The 19,585-nt window shown below is 72.7% G+C and carries 21 protein-coding genes and 1 riboswitch; of the genes, 9 read left to right on the forward strand and 12 right to left on the reverse strand.

Annotated features, from left to right (window positions below; translation table 11 throughout):
* The first annotated feature begins 36 nt into the window (after positions 1–36).
* Positions 37–303, forward strand: a complete 267-nt coding sequence (locus ACH4VO_RS19595; RefSeq protein ID WP_360992705.1) for a (2Fe-2S)-binding protein — start codon at positions 37–39, stop codon at positions 301–303.
* A 30-nt stretch (positions 304–333) separates the two neighbouring features.
* On the opposite strand, the gene bfr is transcribed toward ACH4VO_RS19595, so the two are convergent.
* A complete protein-coding gene (bfr, locus tag ACH4VO_RS19600; protein WP_360992702.1) occupies positions 334–813 on the reverse strand; it encodes a bacterioferritin in 480 nt (159 codons plus the stop codon).
* A 155-nt stretch (positions 814–968) separates the two neighbouring features.
* Here bfr and ACH4VO_RS19605 point away from each other — a divergent pair, with 155 nt between their 5' ends.
* A complete protein-coding gene (locus ACH4VO_RS19605; protein WP_360992699.1) occupies positions 969–1,601 on the forward strand; it encodes a sulfite oxidase-like oxidoreductase in 633 nt (210 codons plus the stop codon).
* Between the two features lie 22 nt (positions 1,602–1,623).
* Here the strand turns inward: ACH4VO_RS19605 and ACH4VO_RS19610 are convergent, their stop codons facing one another.
* The 6 genes from ACH4VO_RS19610 to thiO all read right to left on the reverse strand — a co-directional run bounded on the left by ACH4VO_RS19610 (position 1,624) and on the right by thiO (position 7,518).
* On the reverse strand, positions 1,624–2,157 hold the full coding sequence (locus ACH4VO_RS19610; RefSeq protein ID WP_360992942.1) for a DUF4396 domain-containing protein: 534 nt from the start codon (positions 2,155–2,157) through the stop codon (positions 1,624–1,626).
* Between the two features lie 79 nt (positions 2,158–2,236).
* Entirely contained in the window at positions 2,237–3,100 is an 864-nt protein-coding gene (locus ACH4VO_RS19615; protein ID WP_360992696.1) for a deoxyribonuclease IV, read from the reverse strand.
* Positions 3,101–3,144: 44 nt separating this feature from the next.
* Entirely contained in the window at positions 3,145–5,067 is a 1,923-nt protein-coding gene (gene pknB / locus ACH4VO_RS19620; protein ID WP_360992693.1) for a Stk1 family PASTA domain-containing Ser/Thr kinase, read from the reverse strand.
* Positions 5,068–5,204: 137 nt separating this feature from the next.
* A complete protein-coding gene (locus ACH4VO_RS19625) occupies positions 5,205–5,999 on the reverse strand; it encodes a thiazole synthase (RefSeq protein ID WP_360992690.1) in 795 nt (264 codons plus the stop codon).
* 2 nt (positions 6,000–6,001) lie between these two features.
* Positions 6,002–6,232, reverse strand: coding sequence for a sulfur carrier protein ThiS (gene thiS, locus ACH4VO_RS19630; protein WP_398441093.1), 231 nt, complete (start codon positions 6,230–6,232; stop codon positions 6,002–6,004).
* Positions 6,233–6,306: 74 nt separating this feature from the next.
* Entirely contained in the window at positions 6,307–7,518 is a 1,212-nt protein-coding gene (gene thiO, locus ACH4VO_RS19635; RefSeq protein ID WP_360992684.1) for a glycine oxidase ThiO, read from the reverse strand.
* A riboswitch (TPP riboswitch) is annotated at positions 7,516–7,628 on the reverse strand. It overlaps the preceding gene by 3 nt.
* Positions 7,629–7,679: 51 nt before the next feature.
* Here thiO and ACH4VO_RS19640 point away from each other — a divergent pair.
* The 6 genes from ACH4VO_RS19640 to ACH4VO_RS19665 all read left to right on the forward strand — a co-directional run bounded on the left by ACH4VO_RS19640 (position 7,680) and on the right by ACH4VO_RS19665 (position 12,746).
* Positions 7,680–8,021, forward strand: a complete 342-nt coding sequence (locus ACH4VO_RS19640) for a hypothetical protein (protein ID WP_360992681.1) — start codon at positions 7,680–7,682, stop codon at positions 8,019–8,021.
* 28 nt (positions 8,022–8,049) lie between these two features.
* Positions 8,050–9,282, forward strand: coding sequence for an FAD-dependent oxidoreductase (locus ACH4VO_RS19645; protein WP_360992678.1), 1,233 nt, complete (start codon positions 8,050–8,052; stop codon positions 9,280–9,282).
* A gap of 121 nt (positions 9,283–9,403) precedes the next feature.
* On the forward strand, positions 9,404–9,769 hold the full coding sequence (locus ACH4VO_RS19650) for an Rv2175c family DNA-binding protein (protein WP_360992675.1): 366 nt from the start codon (positions 9,404–9,406) through the stop codon (positions 9,767–9,769).
* A gap of 256 nt (positions 9,770–10,025) precedes the next feature.
* Positions 10,026–10,679, forward strand: a complete 654-nt coding sequence (gene thiE / locus ACH4VO_RS19655; RefSeq protein WP_360992672.1) for a thiamine phosphate synthase — start codon at positions 10,026–10,028, stop codon at positions 10,677–10,679.
* A gap of 145 nt (positions 10,680–10,824) precedes the next feature.
* Positions 10,825–11,742 (forward strand): methylenetetrahydrofolate reductase [NAD(P)H], encoded by a 918-nt coding sequence (metF, locus tag ACH4VO_RS19660; protein ID WP_360992669.1) that lies wholly within the window; start codon positions 10,825–10,827, stop codon positions 11,740–11,742.
* Between the two features lie 47 nt (positions 11,743–11,789).
* Complete coding sequence (locus tag ACH4VO_RS19665; protein ID WP_360992666.1) at positions 11,790–12,746, forward strand: hypothetical protein; 957 nt, start codon at positions 11,790–11,792, stop codon at positions 12,744–12,746.
* Positions 12,747–12,780: 34 nt separating this feature from the next.
* Here ACH4VO_RS19665 and ACH4VO_RS19670 read toward each other — a convergent pair whose 3' ends face one another.
* From ACH4VO_RS19670 to ACH4VO_RS19690, 5 genes are all read right to left on the reverse strand, one after another.
* Positions 12,781–14,286 (reverse strand): NAD(P)/FAD-dependent oxidoreductase, encoded by a 1,506-nt coding sequence (locus ACH4VO_RS19670; RefSeq protein WP_360992663.1) that lies wholly within the window; start codon positions 14,284–14,286, stop codon positions 12,781–12,783.
* Between the two features lie 31 nt (positions 14,287–14,317).
* Entirely contained in the window at positions 14,318–14,935 is a 618-nt protein-coding gene (locus ACH4VO_RS19675) for a DUF4126 domain-containing protein (protein WP_360992660.1), read from the reverse strand.
* A 398-nt stretch (positions 14,936–15,333) separates the two neighbouring features.
* Positions 15,334–15,945, reverse strand: coding sequence for a TetR/AcrR family transcriptional regulator (locus tag ACH4VO_RS19680; protein WP_360992657.1), 612 nt, complete (start codon positions 15,943–15,945; stop codon positions 15,334–15,336).
* Positions 15,946–15,974: 29 nt separating this feature from the next.
* On the reverse strand, positions 15,975–18,077 hold the full coding sequence (locus tag ACH4VO_RS19685) for a YhgE/Pip domain-containing protein (RefSeq protein WP_360992654.1): 2,103 nt from the start codon (positions 18,075–18,077) through the stop codon (positions 15,975–15,977).
* A complete protein-coding gene (locus ACH4VO_RS19690) occupies positions 18,049–18,867 on the reverse strand; it encodes an ATP-binding cassette domain-containing protein (RefSeq protein WP_360992651.1) in 819 nt (272 codons plus the stop codon). Before ACH4VO_RS19690 ends, ACH4VO_RS19685 begins: the two co-directional genes overlap by 29 nt.
* Before the next feature lie 178 nt (positions 18,868–19,045).
* Here ACH4VO_RS19690 and ACH4VO_RS19695 point away from each other — a divergent pair, with 178 nt between their 5' ends.
* Positions 19,046–19,567: an SAV_6107 family HEPN domain-containing protein gene (locus ACH4VO_RS19695; RefSeq protein WP_360992647.1), complete on the forward strand. Its 522-nt coding sequence runs from the start codon at positions 19,046–19,048 to the stop codon at positions 19,565–19,567.
* Positions 19,568–19,585 lie beyond the last annotated feature (18 nt).

The following is a 19,585-nucleotide window of genomic DNA, read 5'->3' on the forward strand; positions in this document are numbered from 1 at the left end:
GGCGCCCACGAACGATCCCCTCGGGAGGTGAACCGCATGTACGTCTGTTCCTGCTTCGGCGTCACGGAGCAACAGGTCAAGCAGCATGCGGACGACGGGGCGTGCACGCCCCGCCAGATCGCCTCGGCCTGCAAGGCGGGCACGGACTGCGGCGGCTGCGTCCGCAGGATCCAGGCACTTCTCGGCCGCGGCGAGTGCCCCAGCCGCGAGCCCCACGACGGACGCGTCCGGGCGACGGGAGTCCCGGCCGGTGCGCCAGCCGCCCTCGGCGCTCAGGGCGCCCGCCTCTCCGGCGCCGCCTGACCCCCTCAGGCCCGGGCCGCGCGTGCGCCGTCAGCTCTTCGGCTGCTCGATCAGCTGGGCGATGTAGAGCGGCTCGCCCAGCTTCGCGACGAGTTCCAACTGGGTGTCGAGATAGTCGATGTGGTGTTCCTCGTCCGCCAGGATGGACTCGAAGATGTTCGCCGAGGTGATGTCGCCCTTGCCGCGCATCACCTCGATGCCGCGCTTGAGGCGGTCGATCGCCTCCACCTCGACCTGGCGGTCGGCCTGGAACATCTCGGTGACCGTCTGGCCGACCCGCACGTGGAAAAGCCGCTGGTAGTTGGGCAGGCCGTCCAGGAACAGGATCCGGTCGGTGAGGATCTCGGCGTGCTTCATCTCGTCGAACGACTCGGCCCGGGTGTACGTCGCGAGCTTCGTCCAGCCGAAGTTCTCCTGCATCTTCGCGTGCAGGAAGTACTGGTTGATGGCAGTCAATTCGGCGGTCAGCTGTTCGTTCAGGAACTCGAGGACCTCGGGGTCGCCCTGCATCGCAGAGGCTCCTTCCAACCGGTGAACTGGGCACGTGTGCGCGCATCCTCGCACCGCACCCACCGGCAGTCCAGTAAGTGCATGCTTAGTGCGATGTGCCCGAATCGCCTCTCCCTTGGTCATGACCACCCCTGGCTGTCTGTCACCATGGAGGCATGGGTCAGCCGGAAAGCCGGGAACGCGGCACAGCAGAGCAGTCCGGGCTACCCCCGGGGCAGCGCCTGCAGCGCGGCTGGCCGGTCACCCATTACGGTCCCGTGCCGAAGTTCAAGCCGGACCGGTGGGAGTTCCGCGTCTTCGGTGCGACGGCCGACGGCGGGAAGCACTGCTGGACCCATCAGGAATTCACGGCACTGCCGTTCTCCTCGGTGGTGGCCGACCTCCACTGCGTGACCAAATTCAGCATGCTGGGCGCCGAATGGGGCGGAATCCTGGCCCGTGAGGTCGTGGAACTCGCACCACCCGCCCCTCGCGTGACCCACGTCATGGTCTGGGCCGAGTACGGATTCAGCGCGAATCTGCGACTGGCCGACTTCGCCTCGGACCGCACCCTGTTCGCCACCCACAAGGACGGCGAACTGCTCACCGCGGAACACGGTTTCCCGCTGCGGCTGGTCGTCCCTCATCTGTATGCCTGGAAGGGCCCCAAATGGGTCCGGGGCATCGAGTACATGACGGCCGACCGTCGGGGTTTCTGGGAGGAGCGCGGCTATCACAACATCGGTGACCCGTGGAGTGAGCAGCGCTATTCCTACCAGGAAGAGCCCGGGGACGGTCCCGAGCTCTGAGCCCGTGCGGTGAACGCGTCGGTCAGTGGTGGTACCGGTGGACCACGGCGTGGCCCTTGCCGCGGCCGATCATCCACTTGTTGACCGGGGTCGTGATCACGAAGGCCGCCGCCAGTGCGAGGGCCAGTACCGTCCAGAACGTCACGTCCGACAGGTGGGCGTCCATGGCTCCCGGCCACAGGGCGATCACTCCGTTGTCGATCAGTTCCATCACGGCGATGGACAGCGTGTCGGCGGCGAGGGCGACGCGGACGGCGTCGCGGAGCCCGACGCCGGCCCGGACGATCCCGCGCAGCGTCAGCGCGTAGCCGAAGAGGAACGCCAGAGCGATCGCCAGCGCCATCGTCCCCGTGTTCCCCCAGCCCAGCGCGGTGCCTGCCACCATGCCGAGTACCTCGCCGATCGCGCAGCCCGTGAGGCAGTGCAGGGTGGCGCGGGCCGCCATCGGCCAGCTCGCCGGGCCGGTGATGCCGTCGTGGCCGGTGTGCTGGTGTTCGGCGTGTGCGTGCCCGGTGTGTGCGTGGTCGGCGTGTCCGTGATGCGCGTCGTACTGCATGAGTGCCCCCAAGCCGGATGACGGTGCCTGTCGACTTCAGGAACCGTATACCCCTCGGGGGTATTCCGCGATGCTTTTCTCACGCGGTGACGGGACCCCGGAGATCCTTCAGTCGCGCCACGTCCGCCGCGTGCCCCTGCGTGCCGCCGGGCGTCTCGATGATCAGCGGCACCCCCTCCGTGGCCGGGTGCGAGAACAGCTCACGGAACGGCTCGGCACCGATGTGCCCGGCGCCGATGTTCTCGTGCCGGTCCTTGTGCGCCCCCACCGCCTCCTTGGAGTCGTTGGCGTGGATCAGCTTCAGCCGGCCCTCACCCACGGTCCCCACCAGCAGGTCCAGCGTCTGCCGCATACCGGCGGGGCCGGCCAGGTCGTGCCCCGCCGCGTGGATGTGGCAGGTGTCCAGGCAGACGCCCAGCCGGGGATGGGAGTCCAGGGCGTCGAAGTACGGGCCGAAGTCCCAGGTCCGCGAGCAGAGCGAGGAGCCCTGGCCGGCGGTCGACTCCAGCAGCAGGAACGGGTCGTCGTCGTGGGTCAGCTCGTCGAGCAGCGGTCTCATGTGCGTACGGACCTGAGCGAGGGCCTCGGACCTCGGGCGCCCGCCCGTCGCCGAACCGGTGTGCACCACCACCCCCAGGGCACCGATCTCCCTGGCCCGGCGCAGCGAGTGGCGGAGCGACTCGACGGACCTCTCGACCGTGGCCTCGGTGTGCGAGCCGAAGTTGATCAGGTACGGGGCGTGGACGTACGCCGGTACGGACCGCGCCGCGCACTCCGAACGGAACAGCTCGTCCTGCGCCGGGTTGCCGGGCGGGGTCGCCCAGCCGCGCGGATTGGCGACGAAGACCTGCACGGCCTCCGCCGCCAGCTCCCGGGCGTAGCCGAGGCCGACCTTGGCGAGACCGCCGGCCACGGGGACATGACCGCCTACCGGGTTGCGCATGTGTGTGACCGGTCCTCCATGGGCCCGGGCCGCCGTCCGCGGCCTCAGAGCCCCTTCGTCCTGATGGTGATCTCGGAACCCTCGGCGGCCTTCTCGCCGCCGTCGACGGACTGGCTCGCGATCGTGTCGCCGAAGGAGAGGAACGGGCGGTCGACCTTGACCTCGAAGCCCGCCTCCTCCAGCGTGCTCCGGGCCTCGTCGACGTCCTTCCCGGTGACGTCCGGGACCTCGATCATGCGTGGCCCCTCGGACACCGTCAGCTCGACGGCGTCGCCCTCGGCGGCCTCCTCGCCCTCCGCGGGCGTCTGCCGGGCGATGGCGCCCGCGGCCTCGGCGGAGTGGACGCGCTGAGGCAGCACCTTCGCCTCCAGACCCGCCTCGTCCAGAGCGGCGGTGGCGTCCGCCACGCTGAGGCCCGTGACGTCGGGGACGTCCACCGGGCTGCCCTTGCTGAGGACGAGGGCGACCGCGGAGCCCGCGTGGCGCTCGGTGCCGATGGCGGGATCGGTGCGGACCACATTGCCGCGCGCCGTCTCCTCGCTGAACTCGCGGGTCACCATCCCCTGCTCGAGTCCCGCCTTCTTGAGCTCGCGCCGTGCGTCGGGGAGCGAGAGGCCCTCGACGTCGGGGACCGCCACGATCTCCGGGCCCCGTGAGATGACCAGCTTCACCGCGTCGTTGCCCCGGATCCGCTCACCCGAGGCGGGATCGCTGCTGATCACCGTGCCGCGCTCCACGGTGTCGCTGTAGGCGTGGCCGACGCCCTTCACATCGAGGCCGGCCTCGGAGAGCCTCTTCTCGGCGGCCTTCTGGGTCTGGCCGAGCAGGGAGGGGACGCGGGTGAACTGGCCCGAGTTGATGTACCAGACGCCGGTGCCGGCTCCCAGCACCAGCAGCAGGCCGACGAGGGCGGCGAGCAGCCCGCGCCGCGGGACCGCCGCGAACGGGCCCCGGCCGCCCCGCGTCCTCCCCGACGGCGGAGGAGGGGGCATCTCCAGACGGCTGGTGTGGTGCGCGGTGCCCTGACCCGGCGGGATCACGCGCGGGATGACGCTCGTACGGTCCTCGGCCGCGTCGTGCACCTCGCTGACGGCCAACGGGGGCATCGCGTCCAGCTCTTCCTCGGTGAGGGCCTCCCTGGCCACCCGGGAGCAGGCGAGCAGGGCCACCGCGTCACGCGGCCGGACGTCGGGGTCGCGGGCCGTGGCGGTGGCCACCAGCTCGTCCAGCTCCGCCGCCAGCCCGGGTACGGCACGGGACGGCGCCGGTACGTCCTCGTTGAGGTGCTGGTAGATGACCTGGGCGGCGGTGTCGCCGGTGTGCGGCTTCACGCCCGTCAGCATCTCGTACAGCACGACGCCGCAGGCGTAGACGTCGGCGCGGGTGTCGGCGGTGCCGTGCTCGATCTGCTCCGGTGCGAGGTAGGACACGGTGCCCAGCAGGGACCCCGTGGTGTCGGTGACCGTGCCCACGGCCCGTACGAGCCCGAAGTCCGCCACCTTCACACGGCCGTCGTCCCCGATCAGCACGTTCTCCGGCTTCATGTCACGGTGTACGAAACCCGCCCGGTGCGCCGCGCCCAGAGCGGCCAGGACCGGCTCCAGGATGTCCAGCGCCGCCCGGGGCTGCAGGGCACCGCGCTCGCGCAGGACGTCGCGCAGGGTGCACCCCGCGACGTACTCCATCGCGAGGTAGACGTAGGCGCCCTCGGCACCCTGGTCGAAGACGGCCACCACGTTGGGGTGGGCGAGCCGGGCGACGGACTTGGCCTCACGGATGAAGCGCTCGACGAACGCGGTGTCGGTCGCCAGTGCCGGATGCATCACCTTGAGCGCGAGCACCCGGTCGAGCCGGGTGTCCACGGCCCGGTAGACCGTGGCCATACCACCGACGGCGATGCGCGCGTCGATGCGATAGCGGCCGTCGAGCAGCTGCCCGACGAGCGGGTCCTGGAGGGTCGTGTCCACGGGGCGAGTCTACGAGTCGCCGAGGACACCCCGGACGGCCCCGGGGGAGGCCGGAACCGTTCTGGAGCCGATCCGTGACAGGGACATGTGTGCGCTGTGACCGGGAACACGGTGCCCGCCCCGGCGGACGCGTTCGCTCAGAAGGCCGGGCGCTCCGGATCCAGCGCCGCCCGGCCCTCCACGGGCGAGGATGCCTCGGCGAAGTGGCGGCGGGGGATGCGGCCGGCCCGGTGGGCCAGGCGCCCGCCCTCCACCGCGTGCCGCATCGCCGCGGCCATGAGCTCCGGCTCCTGGGCCCGGGTCACGGCCGAGGCGAGCATCACGGCGGCGCACCCCAGCTCCATCGCCAGAGCCGCGTCCGAGGCGGTCCCCGCGCCCGCGTCCAGGATCACCGGGACCTCGGCCCGCTCGACGATCAGCTGGAAGTTGTGCGGGTTGCGGATGCCGAGGCCGGAACCGATGGGCGAGCCGAGCGGCATGATCGCCGCGCAGCCCACGTCCTGCAGCTTCGCGGCCAGGACCGGGTCGTCGTTCGTGTACGGCAGGACGGTGAAGCCGTCGTCGACCAGGATCTCGGCGGCGTCCAGCAACTCGATCGGATCGGGCAGCAGGGTCCGCTCGTCGGCCACCACCTCCAGCTTGATCCAGTCCGTCCCGAGTGCCTCCCGGGCCAGCCGGGCGGTCAGCACCGCCTCGCCCGCGGTGAAACAGCCGGCGGTGTTCGGCAGGACCCTGATGGAGAGCCGCTCCAGGACGGAGAGCACGGAGCCCTGGACCGTCGGGTCGAGCCGGCGCATCGCGACGGTGGTCAGCTCGGTGCCCGACGCGAGCAGGGAGCGTTCCAGCACCTCCAGACTGGGGGCACCGCCCGTTCCCATGATCAGCCGGGACGAGAACGCGGCGGAACCGAGGGTGAACGGATCGTCGGGCATCGTCAGCCTCCCTGGACGGCGGTGAGGACCTCGACCCGGTCACCGTCGCGGAGCACGGTGGCGGACCACTCGCCGCGCGGGACGACGCTCTCGTTGACCGCGGCGGCGACCCCGGAGGGTGCCCGGGTCAGGCCCGCGACCAAGGAGTCCAGGGTGGTACCGGCCGGGACACCGCGTGCCTGCCCGTTGACGGACACGGGCACGGCCACGGACACGGGCACGGGCACGGGCACGGAAGCGGCGGACGGGGACGCGGGCGCGGAGGGCGCGGGGACGGACGCCGGTACGGACGCGGGGGCGGGCTCGGTCATGCGGGCTGCTCCTGGGAGGCGGGGACGGAGACTCGGACGTCGTCGCGGGAAGGGGCCGCGGGGGAGCGGTGGAAGCGGTGCGGAGCGAAGGGGCGCGCCACCTCCGGCAGCTCCCCGGTGACCAGCACCTGGGCCATCACGTCACCCGTGACGGGCGTCAGCAGCACCCCGTTGCGGTGGTGGCCGGTCGCGAGGTGCAGGCCGGGCAGTGCCGTCGGGCCCAGCAGCGGGGCGTTGTCGGGGGAGGCGGGGCGCAGCCCGGCGCGGGTCTCCGTCAGCGGGAGTTCGGTGATCCCGGGCACCAGTTCGTGGGCGTCGCGCAGCAGTTCGTAGACCCCGCCCGCGGTGACCGTGGTGTCCCAGCCCAGCTCCTCGCTGGTGGCGCCGACGACCAGCTCGCCGTCGGCGCGCGGCACGAGGTACACGTGGCTGCCGCGTACGACGGCCCGTACGGTCCGGCTGAGGAAGGGGGCGTACGCCGGTGGCACGGTCAACCGCAGTACCTGCCCCTTGACCGGGCGGACCGGCGGCAGCACCGCCTCGGGCACCCCTTCGAGCCGCCCGCTGAGGCTCCCGCCCGCGAGGACGACCTGGCCGGCCCCCAGCTCCGTACCGTCGGCGAGCACCCCGCCGCTCGCGCGGCCGCCCGTGACGGACAGCCGCCCGACCCAGGCCCGGTGGAACACCACCCCGGCCCGCTCGCACGCGGTGACCAGCGCCGAGGCCAGCCGCCGCGGGTCCACCTGGTGGTCGCCGTCGGCCCGGAGCCCGCCCCGGACGCCGGGGGCGAGCATCGGCTCCAGGCGGCGGCACTCACGGCCGCTGAGCCACTCGGACTCCAGGCCCGACCGCTGCTGCAGGGCGTGCAGTTCCCGCAGATGGGCCCGGTCGTCCGCGTCCAGCGCGACGGACAGGGTGCCGCAGGCGCGGAAGCCGGTGGCCTGCCCGCTCGCCTCCTCCAGCTCGGCGACGAACGCCGGATAGCGGGCCGCCGAGGCCAGGTTGAGGCCGAGCAGCGTCTGCTCGCCGTAGTGGAGTTCGGTGACAGCGGCGAGCATGCCCGCGGCGACCTGGGCGGCCCCTCCGCCGGGATCGGGGTCGGCCAGCGCCGTGCGCAGACCGCGCTGGGCCGCCCGCCAGGCGGTCACCAGACCGATGATGCCGCCCCCGACGACCAGGACGTCGCAGTGGTTCCCGGAGATGCGCATGGGCGTCCAGCCCCTCCCTTCGCCGGCATGACCCGGATCAGGTTCGTACGGTCGGAGGCCGGTCAGCCTCCCTCTCAGCCCGGTGCGTCCGGGCTCCCGCGAGTGTTCTACGGTGGCCAGCCTAGACCCCGCCGCCCACGGCCAGTAAGGGAGCAGCCACCGTGGCCCGTTCACTCGACGGACTCGTCCTCTCACCCGTCGCCGACCAGGCGCCCGGCCAGGTCGGCACCCGGACCCGGTTCACGTACCACGAACGGGACGGCCGGATCTGGGCCGAGTACGCGGGCGGTGACGTCGTCCGGGGCCACCTCGTCGGCACCCGGGAGGCGGACACCCTCGACTTCAGGTACGTCCAGCTGAAGCAGGACGGGACGACGTCCGGCGGCCACTGCGTCTCGGCCGTCACGGAGCTGCCCGACGGCCGGGTGCGGCTGGACGAGCGGTGGGAATGGGAGTCCCAGGCCGGCAGCGGTACGAGCGTCGTGGAGCAGCTCGTTCCCTGAGCGATCGTCAGATGATTAGGGTGGACGGGTGAGCGAGCAGACACCGGAACCGGCAGCGGAACGGCCGCCCCGCGGCGTCGTGGTGGTGGGCGCGGGAATGGCGGGCGTGCAGACGGCCGTGGCCCTGCGTGAGCAGGGGTTCTCCGGCCCCGTCACCCTCATCGGCGCCGAACCGCACCAGCCCTACGACCGCCCCCCGTTGTCCAAGGCGGTCCTGCTCGGCAAGGCCGAGGACTCCGCCTTCGACGTCGACTTCGAGGCGCTGGACATCACCCTGCGCCTCGGGGTCGACGTGACCGGCCTGCGCGCGGGGGCACACGAACTGGACACTCCGTACGGACCCGTGCCGTACGACGTCCTGGTCCTGGCCACCGGCGCCGAACCCGTCGGACTGCCGGGCTCCGACGGGGTGCCCGGCGTCCATCTGCTGCGCACCCTCGACGACGCCGCGCGGCTGCGGCCCGTCCTGGAGCGGCAGCACGACGTCGTCGTCGTGGGCGCCGGCTGGATCGGTGCCGAGTTCACCACCGCCGCCCGCGCCGCGGGATGCGCCGTCACCGTCGTCGAAGCCGCCGACCGCCCCCTCGCGGGCACCCTGCCCGCCGAGGTCGCCGCGCCGATGGCCGCCTGGTACGCCGAGAGCGGGGCCGAGCTCCTCACCGGCGCCCGCGTCGACCGCGTCGAACCGGGCGCCGTCCACCTGACGGACGGCCGGGCCGTCCCGGCCGGAGCGGTGATCGTCGGTATCGGCGCGCGGCCCGCCACCGGCTGGCTCGCCGGCTCCGGCATCGCCCTCGGCCCGGACGGCTCGGTCCTCGCCGACCGCTCGCTGCACACCTCGCTCCCCGACGTTTACGCGGTGGGCGACTGCGCCTCCTTCCCCTCGGCCCGCTACGGCGAACGGCTGCTCGTCCACCACTGGGACAACGCCCTCCAGGGGCCCCGGACGGTCGCCGCCGCCATCACGGACGGCCGCCCCCGGACGTACGACCCCGTGCCCTACTTCTGGTCCGAGCAGTTCGGCCGCTTCGTGCAGTACGCGGGCCACCACGCCGGCGCCGACACGCTGCTGTGGCGGGGCGACCCCGCCGATCCGTCCTGGACGGTGTGCTGGCTGCGGCAAGGGGTCCTCGTCGCGTTGCTGGCCGTCAGCAGGCCGCGCGACCTCGCCCAGGGGCGCCGGCTCCTCGAGGCGGGGGCGCGCGTGGACCCGGTGCGGGTGGCGGACCCCTCCGTCCCGCTGAAGTCGGCCACGCTGTAGCGCCGGGCGCGCGGAGAGGCCCGGAAGCGGGGGCCGACGGGGTGCCGCGCGCCGCGCCGCACGCACCCCGTCCGGGCGGCCCGGCTACCGGCTGTCGGTCCGGGATGGCAGGCTTGTCCCTGTGACCGAGATTGACGCAAAGATCGATGCTCTCGTCCCCGCCTGGCTCCACCTTCCCGACATCGCGGAAATGCTCGATGTTCAGGTGACGCGCGTAAGGCAGCTGGTCAAGGAGGGCCAGCTCATCGCCGTACGCCGTGGTGAGAACCGGACGCTCCAGGTGCCTGCCGCCTTCATCGACGGCAACAAGGTGGTCAAGGGCCTCGCGGGGACCCTGACGCTCCTGAGGGACGACGGCTACAACGACGAAGAGATGCTGGAGTGGCTCTTCACCCCCGACCCGACCCTGCCCGGAACCCCGGCGCAGGCCCTGAGCGAGAATCGCGGTACGGAGGTGAAGCGCCGGGCCCAGGCGCTCGCCGTCTGACCGGACGACCGTGAGCGGGAGGCGGGCCGTGGCATACGGCCCGCGTCCCGCCGTCTCCGGCGCGTCGACACGGTGGCGACGGCGCGAGCCGCCGGCGTACGTGCTCCGCCGGCGTGCGTGCCCACGAGGTACACGTCCGGGACGGCTGGAGGTACGCGTTCGGGACGTATCCATGTACGCGACGCACGCGTGCGCGAAGCACCGATGTGCGCGACGCACGATCCACGCGATCCACCGACGTAACGGGGGAACCATCATGTCCACGCCTCGCGCCCGGCTTTCCGACGCCCGGCTCTATCTGTGCACGGACGCCCGCAGGCGCCAGGGCGACCTGCCCGCCTTCCTCGACGCCGTGCTCTCCTCCGGCGTGGACGTCGTGCAACTGCGCGACAAGGGGATGGAGGCCGCGGAGGAGCTCGACCACCTGGCCGTGTTCGCCGACGCCTGCCGGCGTCACGGCACGCTCCTCGCGGTGAACGACCGGGCCGACGTCGCCCATGCCATCGGTTCCGACGTGCTGCACCTGGGGCAGGGCGACCTGCCGGTGCCCGCCGCCCGGGCCGTCCTGGGCCAGGACGTGCTGATCGGCCGCTCCACCCACGCCGAGCCGGAGGTCGACGCCGCCGTCGCCGAGGAAGGCGTCGACTACTTCTGCACGGGCCCCTGCTGGCCCACCCCCACCAAGCCCGGCCGGCACGCGCCCGGCCTCGGCCTCGTGCGCTACGCCGCCTCGCTCCGCCCGTCCCGTCCGTGGTTCGCCATCGGAGGGATCGACGCCGGCAACCTGGACGAGGTGCTCGACGCGGGCGCCCGCCGGGTGGTCGTCGTCCGGGCGATCACCGAGGCGGAGGACCCGGCCGCGGCCACGAAGGCGCTGGCCGCCCGCATCGGGGAGCGCGCCGCCCTCTGACCAGGGAGAGGCCCGGCGGACGCCGGCCGCGACGGCTTTCCCCGCCGCCGGGGCAGCTGTCCGAAGGGTGGACAACAACCACCTCATTCCGGGCAATTCCGCTGACGCGGTTGGGGTACCGCTCCGCCCTGGTTAACCTCCCAGTATGGCCCTTGGCACACCTTCCACCAGGACTGATCACGCACGCACCGTGCGGGATCTGCTTGCGACCGGTAAGACGTCGTACTCCTTCGAGTTCCCGTCGCCCAAGACCGAGAAGGGCGAACGGAACCTCTGGAACGCCCTGCGGCGGGTCGAGGCGGTGCGCCCGAGCTTCGTCTCCGTGACCTACGGGGCGGGCGGCTCGACGCGGGAGGGGACGGTGCGGGCGACGCAGCAGATCGCCGCCGACACCACCCTCACCCCGGTCGCCCACCTCACCGCGGTCGACCACTCCGTGGCGCAATTGCGCAACATGGTCGGCCAGTACGCCGACGCCGGTATCAGGAACATCCTCGCGGTGCGCGGGGACCCGCCGGGCGATCCGATGGGTGAGTGGGTCGAGCACCCCGAGGGCGTGCGCTACGCAGCCGATCTCGTCCGGCTCATCAAGGAATCCGGCGATTTCTGCGTCGGCGTCGCGGCTTTCCCCGAAATGCACCCGAGGTCGGCAGACTGGGAGACCGACACCCGGCATTTCGTCGACAAGTGCCGGGCCGGGGCGGACTACGCGATCACCCAGATGTTCTTCCAGCCGGAGAGTTATCTGCGGATGCGTGACCGGGTGGTCGCAGCGGGTTGTGACACCCCGGTCATTCCCGAGGTGATGCCGTTGACCAACGTCCGGCAACTGGAGAGATTCGCCCAACTCAGCAACGCGGTCGTGCCGTCCGAGCTGAAAGAGCGGATCCTCGCCGTCAAGGACGACCCGGCCGCTGTACGCTCCACTGGCATCGAGTTCGCAACGGAGTTCTGCGCGAAGTTGCTCTCCGAGGGTGTCCCGGGGCTGCACTTCATCACGCTCAACAATTCGACGGCAACGCTCGAGATCTACGAGAATCTCGGACTGCACAAGCAGTCCTGACGGGCCGCATCCGTCACCGACCGGGGCGGCCGTAGAAGGGGGCGGGCGTGGGCTGGACGGTCCTCTACATCGCATTCGGCATGGTGGCACTGTGGCTGCTGGGCGAGGTGCTGCTGCAGTACAAGGCGCGGCTGCGCTGGCGGTTGCTGGCCTTCGCCGGCTTCCTCGGCGTGGTCGTAGGCGTACTGGTCCCCTCCGTGCTGGTCATCGCCGTCGGCGCCATCGCCTTCGCCACCGGCCAGACGTACGTGACGCTGTCCTTCCGGCGCGGCTTCTCGACCGGCTGGGCGCTGGGCGGAAACCCGGGTGCGAGCCGCCGCCGCAAGGCGTCCGGCGGTCGGGCGCGGAAGCCCACGCTGGAGGTCTCCGGTCTGGAGTACGAGGAAGCCGGCCCGGGTGCCGCAGCCCCGGACCCGGCCACCGCCGTCTACGAACCGCAGCCGCTCCCGGACGACACCGGGCAGTACGGCGTCTACACGGACACCGCCGACGGCACTCCGGGCGGCGGGGACCGCCAGGACCGCCAGGACGGGCAGACGCCGTACGACGGCTACGATCCGTACGGCGGGTACGCACCCCAGCCCGGCTCCCAGCCCCAGGACGCCTACAGCTCCCAGGGCACCTTCCAGGACCCCGGCGCCTACCATGACCCCGGCACCTTCCAGGGCCAGGACGCCGGCTACGGCGACCCCTACGGCTACGGCACGCCCCAGGGCGACTACGCCGCCTACCCGGACCCCTACACCGGGACGGGCGCCACCGCGGACACCGGGCAGTACGCCTCCTACGAGAGCTACGGCACTGCCTACGAGCCCTACGGGCAGCAGCAGCCCGAGCCCCACGCCGGGCCGTACGACCCCTCCGACACCCCGCCGGGCGGTGTCTGGGTCCCGCAGCAGCGCGGTCCCGGGCAGCACCCCCCACTGCCCCCCGAGGCGCCCACCGGGCCCGCCCCGTACGGCAACGGGTACGACACCGGCCAGAACGAGCAGTACCGCTACTGAACCGCGAGCGGACCGGAGGCCGACGGGCCGCGGGTCACCGCGACCCGCGGAAGCCGTCGCCCTCCACCACGAGCCCGGCGACCAGCGCGCCCGACATCCCGGCGTGAGCCGGACCGCCACCCGGGTGCGACCAGCCACCCGCCCGGTACAGGCCGGGCAGCGCGGTGCGGTTCCCGCCGTGCAGACAGGCGCCGTCCGCCCCGGCGAGGGCCGGTGCGGGCACGGAACCCCCCTCGGCACCGGTGTCGGCAGCCGTGTCCGCGGGGGTGCGCGGCTCGGCGTGGAGTATCCGCTCGCGCAGGTCCGGGACGGCCGCCGCCGCCCTGCCGATCAGGGTGTCCGCGAACCGGTCGCGCAGGGCCGCGTCCGTCCAGTCCACGGGGCCCTGCGGTGCCACCGTCGCCATCAGGGTCACCGCCTCGTGCGCCTCGTCCGGGCGGGTGCCGGGGTCGTCGGGGCGCAGCACCGTCACCGTGGGGCGCCCGGCCGTCCTGCCGCCGAACACCGCTTCCTGCTCCGCGGCTCCGTCACCGGTGTGCACCACTGTCCGGTGCACGGTGCCGGGCTCACGCGCGCCGCGCAACGACAGCAGCACCAGGAAACGGCCGGGCACCGAACCGCCCCCCGCCGGCTCTCCGGCGCCCGCTCCGGTCTCCTGACCGGGTATCAGCCCGGGACGCGGCTGCGCGCCCAGGACGACGTGATCGGCCTCCACGCTCGTACCGTCCGCCAACTCGACGCCTGCCGCGCGGCCGTCCTTCTCGGCCACCCGGACCACGTCCGCACCGAAGACGAACGTCACCCGGCGGGCCAGGCAGCGCTCGTACACCGCGTCGGCGAGGGCCCGCATCCCTCCGGCGACATACCAGCTGCCGAAGGTCTGCTCCATGTACGGCAGCAGAGCCGCGGCGGCCGGAGCGCGCCGCGGGTCCAGGCCGTACGACAGGGCGTATCCGTCCAGCAGAGCGGCCAGCCGGGGATCCACGAGCTCGTGGGCGCCCACGTCGGCCACCGTCCGGGCCTGCCGTGCGGCGCGGAACAGCCTGCGCCGGCGCACCGCGGGGTAGGGGTCTTCGTGCAGCACCCGCGGGTCAGCGGGCAGGGGCTCCTCCAGCAGCGGCCTGCGCGAGCGCTCCCAGGCGGTCCCCGCCCGGTCCATGAACGCGCCCCAGCGGGCCCCGGCGCCCTCGCCGAGCGCCCGGTCCAGCGCACCGAGGACCCCGGCCCGCGAGGCGTTGGGCAGGGAGACGGCGGTGCCGTCCGCGAAGAGGTGGCGGCTCGCCGGGTCGACCTGGGTGAGCGTCACGCACTGCTCCAGCGGCTCCCTGCCCGTCTTCACGAACAGGTCGCGGTAGACCGCGGGCAGATGCAGCAGCGAGGGGCCGGTGTCGAAGACGAAGCCGTCACGGGCATACCGGCCCATGGAGCCGCCGTAGGTCTGCGACCGCTCGTACACCGTCACCCGGTTGCCTGCCACGGCGAGCCGCGCGGCCGCCGCCATCGCGCCGGTCCCGGCGCCGATCACCGCAATGCGTGCCATGTCAGTGACCCTAAGGGGTGCCACCGACAGCTCACCCCTGGGGCCGGTGGCTGCCCGCCCCCGCCAGGTTCCTCTCCTCACGCCGCCGCGCCCGCCGGCGCAGGAAACGGCGGATCCGGGAGGCGAGGAAGAGGAGTACCACCATGCCGAGCAGCAGCAGGGTCCCGGCGACGACGGCCGCGGCGATTGGATGGAAGACGGCGAAGACGATGATCCCGGCGACGCCGAAGTCCTCCGCGAGGCTGACGCCGACATTGCTGAACGGCTCGGGCGAGGTGTTGACCGCCATCCTGGTGCCGGCCTTCACCAGATGGCTCATCAGGGCGGCCGACCCGCCCACGGCCCCTGCGGCGAGCTCCGGCAGCGACCCGCTCTCACCGGCCAGCAGGGCCGCGACGACCGCGCCGGACACCGGCCGCACCACGGTGTGGACGGTGTCCCAGGCCGAGTCGACGTACGGGATCTTGTCGGCCACCGCCTCGCACAGGAAGAGCACGCCGGCGACCACGAGCACGTCGGGGCGCTGCAGCGACTCGGGCACCTCGTCGGTCAGGCCGGTCGCGCCGAGGAAGCCGAACAGAAGGATCACCGCGTAGGCGTTGACCCCGCTCGCCCAGCCGCTCGTGAACACCAGGGGGAGTACGGACACGGAGGCGATCGTAGCCAGTCGCCGACACGGCCGGACAGGCTGCGGAACGCAGGCCTGAGTATCCCTACCCAGTGGGGGAGATGAGTACGCGCGCGGATGGCTCCCACCCGGGCGGACGGAAGAGTGGGGACCACGGAAGGGGCGCGGCGCCCGGACCGCCGGCACGGGGCGGCGGAACGGCGCCGCATCCCGGACCGAACGGGGGCACGACGCGGGGCCCGTGACCACGGGGGATCGAGGGCACGGGGGAGGGCTCCGCGGATACGAGGACGCCGGGGCCGGCGCAACGCGAGGGGGATCGCGTCGCGCCGGACCCGGCGTCGTACGTCCGTGCGGCGACCGGAGGGCGCGGCCGTTTCCCGGCGCACCCTGCGACAGCCGCACGCCCCGGGGTGCGCTCAGCGCCCGCTGACGCGGCCGTGCAGCAACAGGGACAGCGCCGAGTGCACGTCGTCGATCGTCCGTTCCGGCTGGAACGCCTGCCAGTCCAGGGCGGCCACGAGGACCATTCCCACCAGCGCGGCGGCCGTCAGCTGGATGTCGATCTCCTCGCTGAGCTCACCGGCCGCCACTCCGTCCCGCAGGACCTCCTCGACCACGGCCACAGCCTGCTGCCGCAGCACCAGGAGTGTCGACTGCCAGGCGCGGTTGGTGCGCCAGAGTTCGGCGACGTACAGCTGGGTGAAGGCCGGGTAGCGGTCGATGAAGGCCAGACCGGCCCTGATCATCGCGTCCAGGGCCTCCACCCGGGTGCCACCGCGCTCGTCGGTCTGCTCGGCGGCGGAGCGCAGCGACCGGGTGAGCAGACCGACGCCGTGCCGCAGCAGCTCCTCGAAGAGTTCCGTCTTGCTCTTGAAGTTGTAGTAGACCGTGCCCTTGGCCACTCCGGCGCGATCGGCGATCTCGTCCACCGTGGTCGCCGAGAAGCCCTTCTCCGCGATGAGGGTGACCGCCGCCTCGTAGAGTTTCTGCCGGGTGGCCTGCCGGCGCGTGGTGCTACTGCTGTCCATGCCACCGATTCTCACAGGTTGCGGGGCGCTCATAGACTGAGCTCCGGGTGGAGGCGGTCCAGGGTCCACACCTGCTTGCGGCGGGCGGCGAGCGCGGTCAGGGCCAGCGCGCCGGCGGTGAAGGCCGACAGGACGGCGCATCCCAGCCAGACCGGGCCGAGCCCGCCGCCCGTGATCAGCCGGCGCAGCCCGTCCACCACGTAGGTCATGGGCAGGTACGGATGGACGGCCCCGAAGAAGCCGGGGCTGGTCTGCACGGGGTAGGTGCCCCCGGCCGAGGTCAGCTGGAGCATCAGCGCCGCGAGGACGAGGATCCGCCCCGCCGCCCCGAAGCGGGCGTTCAGCCACTGGACGATCGCTGCGAAACAGCAGGTCACCAGGGCCAGGAAGGCGATCGTCCCCGCGGTGTGCGTCATCTGCAGTCCCAGTCGCCAGTGCAGGACGGCCATCAGGGCGCCGGTCTGGAGCAGGCCGATCCCCGCGACCGGCAGCCAGCCAGCGACGGCGATGCGCCAGGCGGGAGCCCCCGCCGAGAGCGCGCGCCGGTTGAGCGGCTGGATCAGCATGTACGCCACCATCGCGCCGACCCAGAGGGAGAGCGGGATGAAGTAAGGGGCGAAACCGGTGCCGTAGTTGGGCGCGGCGTGCAGCGACGAGGAGGCCAGCTGGACGGGGTCGGCCATGACGCCGGTGCGGGCGTCGCGGTCGTCCTTGTCGTAGTCGGGGATCTTGCCGACGCCGTCGTGGAGCCCCTGTGCGAGGGTGGCCGAGCCGTCGCCGAGCCGGTGGAGCCCGCTGTCCAGGCTCCCGGCACCCGCCTTCAGCTTCTTGATCCCGGCGTCCAGGTCCTTGGCCCCGGTCCTGGCGGTGCCGAGCCCGGTGTGCAGGGCGTCGGCGCCCTCGGCGACCTTGTGGGCCCCGGTGTTGAGCGCGTGGATCTTCCTGACGGCGGCCTCGACGTCGGTGTCCAGGTGCGGCGAGCGCTTCGCGAGGGCGTCGGCCTGCTTCTGCAGCGTCGCCAGCCGGGTCCGCAGACTCGTCAGGTCGCCGTCGTCCGCGGTGACCAGGGCCTGCAGGTCGTCCGCGACGTCCGCCACGTCCGCCGCCGCGGTCCTCGCGCGCTTCAGCTCGGGACAGCCGGCGGTGGCGGCCGTCTCCTGTTCCGCCGGCTCCGGTGCCTCGCAGCGGAGCCGGTAGACCTCGGCGAGGTCGTCGGAGGCCTTGTGGGCTGCGGCCGAGGCGGGGGGCGCCGCCTCCACGAGCAGGTCGAGGTTGTCCCGTACGGCCTTCGCGGAACGGGAGACGAGCCGGGCCGTGTTCCCGATCGTCTTGCCGTTGTCCTTCAGGAACGGCCGGACGTCGGCGGCGGCCTTGTCGACCTTGTCGGAGAGCTGCTGCGTGCCGTCGGCGACCTGGCGGGAACCGGTTTCCAGGTCTCCGGCCCCCTTGTTCAGCCGGGTGACCCCTGCGGACAGCCTGCCGCTGCCGGACTTGGCGTTCTTGAGCCCGTCCACGAGGTCCTTGGAGCCCTTCGCGGCCTTGGCGATCCCGCTCTCCAGATCCCCGGCCCCCGCGGCCGCCTTCGCCGTCGCGTCGTGGAGGTTCGAGAAGTTGATGAAGATCCGGTCGAGGAACCCGCGCGAGGCCTTGGCCGAGGCGGCGCTGCGGACCTCGGCGAACACCGTCCTGGAGATCTGCCCCACGATGTAGTTGTTGGCGTCGTTCGTACGGACCTGAAGGGCGCCGGTCTCCGGGGAGGCGCCCGCGCTGGAGGCGATCCGCTCACTGAAGTCGGACGGCATGGTCAGCGAGAGGTAGTACGTCCCGTCCTCGACGCCCCGCTCGGCCTCGGCGGAGCCGACCTCGTGCCAGTCGAAGACCTCGGAGTCGAGCAGCCTGCCGGTGATCTCGTCACCTGCCGCGAGACGCCCGCCCTCGGTGTGCACGCCCTTGTCGTTGTTGACGAGTGCGACGGGGACGCGGTCGAGCCGTCCGTACGGATCCCAGAACGACCACAGGTACAGGGCGCCGTACAGCAGGGGCAGCAGCAGGAGGGCCACCAGCGCGGCGCGGGGCATACGCCCCCGGCCGAACCGCCTCAGCTCAAGCGCGGCCAGTTTCGGCGCTCGCATCCGCCCTCTCCTTCTCGGTCGTGGTGTCGTCGGCCGCCGGGTCGTCGGCCGTGGCGGTGATGGTCTCGGGGCTCCCGGCCGGGACGGCGGCCGGCGGGGTCCCGGTCCGGACGGTGAGCGTGTCCTCGGGGGCTTCGCTGCACACGGCGAGCACGGTCGTCCCGCGGTCCGCGAGGGAGCGCAGGAGCTGCCAGGCCTGCGACCGGCCGGCCGCCGGGAGTTTGAGGTCGGTGTCGTCCACCGCAAGCAGTCGTGGACCGCCCATCAGTGCGAGGGCGACGGACAGGCGCAGCGCTTCGATGCGCTCCAGGTCGCGTACGGAGGTCCGTCCGGCCTTGGGCAGGGCCGTGAGATCCAGCCCGGCCGCCTCCAGGGCGGCGTCGATCGTCGCCTGCGCCGTGGCGGCCCGTGCGGCGGGCGAACGCAGCAGGGAGCGCGGCGAACCGTCGAAGCGGCGCTGCAACAGGGCCCGCTCCCGCAGGTGTTCGGCGACGGTGAAGGCCGGGTCCAGCTCGCTGACGCCGGGTACCGGGCCGAGCGCACTGATCCGCCGCACCGCCGCCGCCCGGTTCGGCAGACGCAGGCCCGCGACCTCGGCCTGCCCCTGTGTGAAGCGCATCCGACCGGTGAGGGCGAGCAGCAGACAGGTGCGTCCCGAGCCCGACGGGCCCTCGATCGCCACGAGCGTCCCCGGATCCGCGTGGAGATCCACGCCCCGGAAGGCCCAGCCACGCGGCCCCTTCAGTCCGAAGTCCTCGGCGCTCACCGCCGCACCCTGCGGGCAGTCCACGGCACCCACCCCCGAAATCCGTCCATCTTTTACACTGACTGGTCAGTGCAAAAAACTAGTCCGAACTCGCGCCCGAAGCAAAGTGGGAGGTCAGGGCCGGTTTCTGAGGGATTGTCAGTGCCTGGCGTCACGATGGACACATACGGCCACCGCGCCGTCACACGACAGGAGGTTCGTCATGGCCAGCTCGTCCGCAGCCGCCGCTCCGCGGCGCCGCGCAGGCAGCCCTGCCCCCTCACCGACCGGCCCGGCAACCGACGTCCACCCCGTGCTGCGCCGCACCACGGCACCGCCCGCCGCACTCGATCTGCTCGTCCAGGCGCACGCGGGCCTGGACGAGGCCGCTGTCCTGGACGCGCCCAACGAGCGCTACGCCACCGCCCACCTGGCGGCGCTGCGCACCGCCGCCGCCGTCCTCGCCGCCCGAGGCCGGCCCGAGACGAACAGGCGCCGCCGCGAGAGGATCCGCAGCGCCTGGGATGTCCTCCCGGAGATCGCGCCGGAACTCACCGAGTGGAGCGCCCTGTTCGCCTCGGGAGCGGGGCGCCGTGCCCGTGCGGAAGCGGGCATACCCGGTGCGGCCAGCAGCCGCGACGCCGATGACCTGCTGCGGGACGCGGCGATGTTCCTGCGTCTGGTCGAGCGGCTCCTGGTGCTTGAGCCGGTGCTCCCGCAGCCCCGCAGGGACCGGACCGGGTAGCGGCCCACGGGCCATGGC

This window comes from Streptomyces sp. NPDC020780 (assembly GCF_044334475.1).
Classification (GTDB): domain Bacteria; phylum Actinomycetota; class Actinomycetes; order Streptomycetales; family Streptomycetaceae; genus Streptomyces.

Excerpts from the sequence above, each read along its gene's own strand:
- ACH4VO_RS19605 (WP_360992699.1), top strand. The coding sequence starts at position 969 with ATGGGTCAGCCGGAAAGCCGGGAACGCGGCACAGCAGAGCAGTCCGGG.
- ACH4VO_RS19615 (WP_360992696.1), bottom strand. The coding sequence starts at position 3,100 with ATGCGCAACCCGGTAGGCGGTCATGTCCCCGTGGCCGGCGGTCTCGCC.
- ACH4VO_RS19680 (WP_360992657.1), bottom strand. The coding sequence starts at position 15,945 with ATGGACAGCAGTAGCACCACGCGCCGGCAGGCCACCCGGCAGAAACTC.
- metF (WP_360992669.1), top strand. The coding sequence starts at position 10,825 with ATGGCCCTTGGCACACCTTCCACCAGGACTGATCACGCACGCACCGTG.
- ACH4VO_RS19695 (WP_360992647.1), top strand. The coding sequence starts at position 19,046 with ATGGCCAGCTCGTCCGCAGCCGCCGCTCCGCGGCGCCGCGCAGGCAGC.
- thiE (WP_360992672.1), top strand. The coding sequence starts at position 10,026 with ATGTCCACGCCTCGCGCCCGGCTTTCCGACGCCCGGCTCTATCTGTGC.
- ACH4VO_RS19595 (WP_360992705.1), top strand. The coding sequence starts at position 37 with ATGTACGTCTGTTCCTGCTTCGGCGTCACGGAGCAACAGGTCAAGCAG.
- bfr (WP_360992702.1), bottom strand. The coding sequence starts at position 813 with ATGCAGGGCGACCCCGAGGTCCTCGAGTTCCTGAACGAACAGCTGACC.
- thiO (WP_360992684.1), bottom strand. The coding sequence starts at position 7,518 with ATGCGCATCTCCGGGAACCACTGCGACGTCCTGGTCGTCGGGGGCGGC.
- ACH4VO_RS19625 (WP_360992690.1), bottom strand. The coding sequence starts at position 5,999 with ATGCCCGACGATCCGTTCACCCTCGGTTCCGCCGCGTTCTCGTCCCGG.
- ACH4VO_RS19685 (WP_360992654.1), bottom strand. The coding sequence starts at position 18,077 with ATGCGAGCGCCGAAACTGGCCGCGCTTGAGCTGAGGCGGTTCGGCCGG.
- ACH4VO_RS19610 (WP_360992942.1), bottom strand. The coding sequence starts at position 2,157 with ATGCAGTACGACGCGCATCACGGACACGCCGACCACGCACACACCGGG.
- ACH4VO_RS19670 (WP_360992663.1), bottom strand. The coding sequence starts at position 14,286 with ATGGCACGCATTGCGGTGATCGGCGCCGGGACCGGCGCGATGGCGGCG.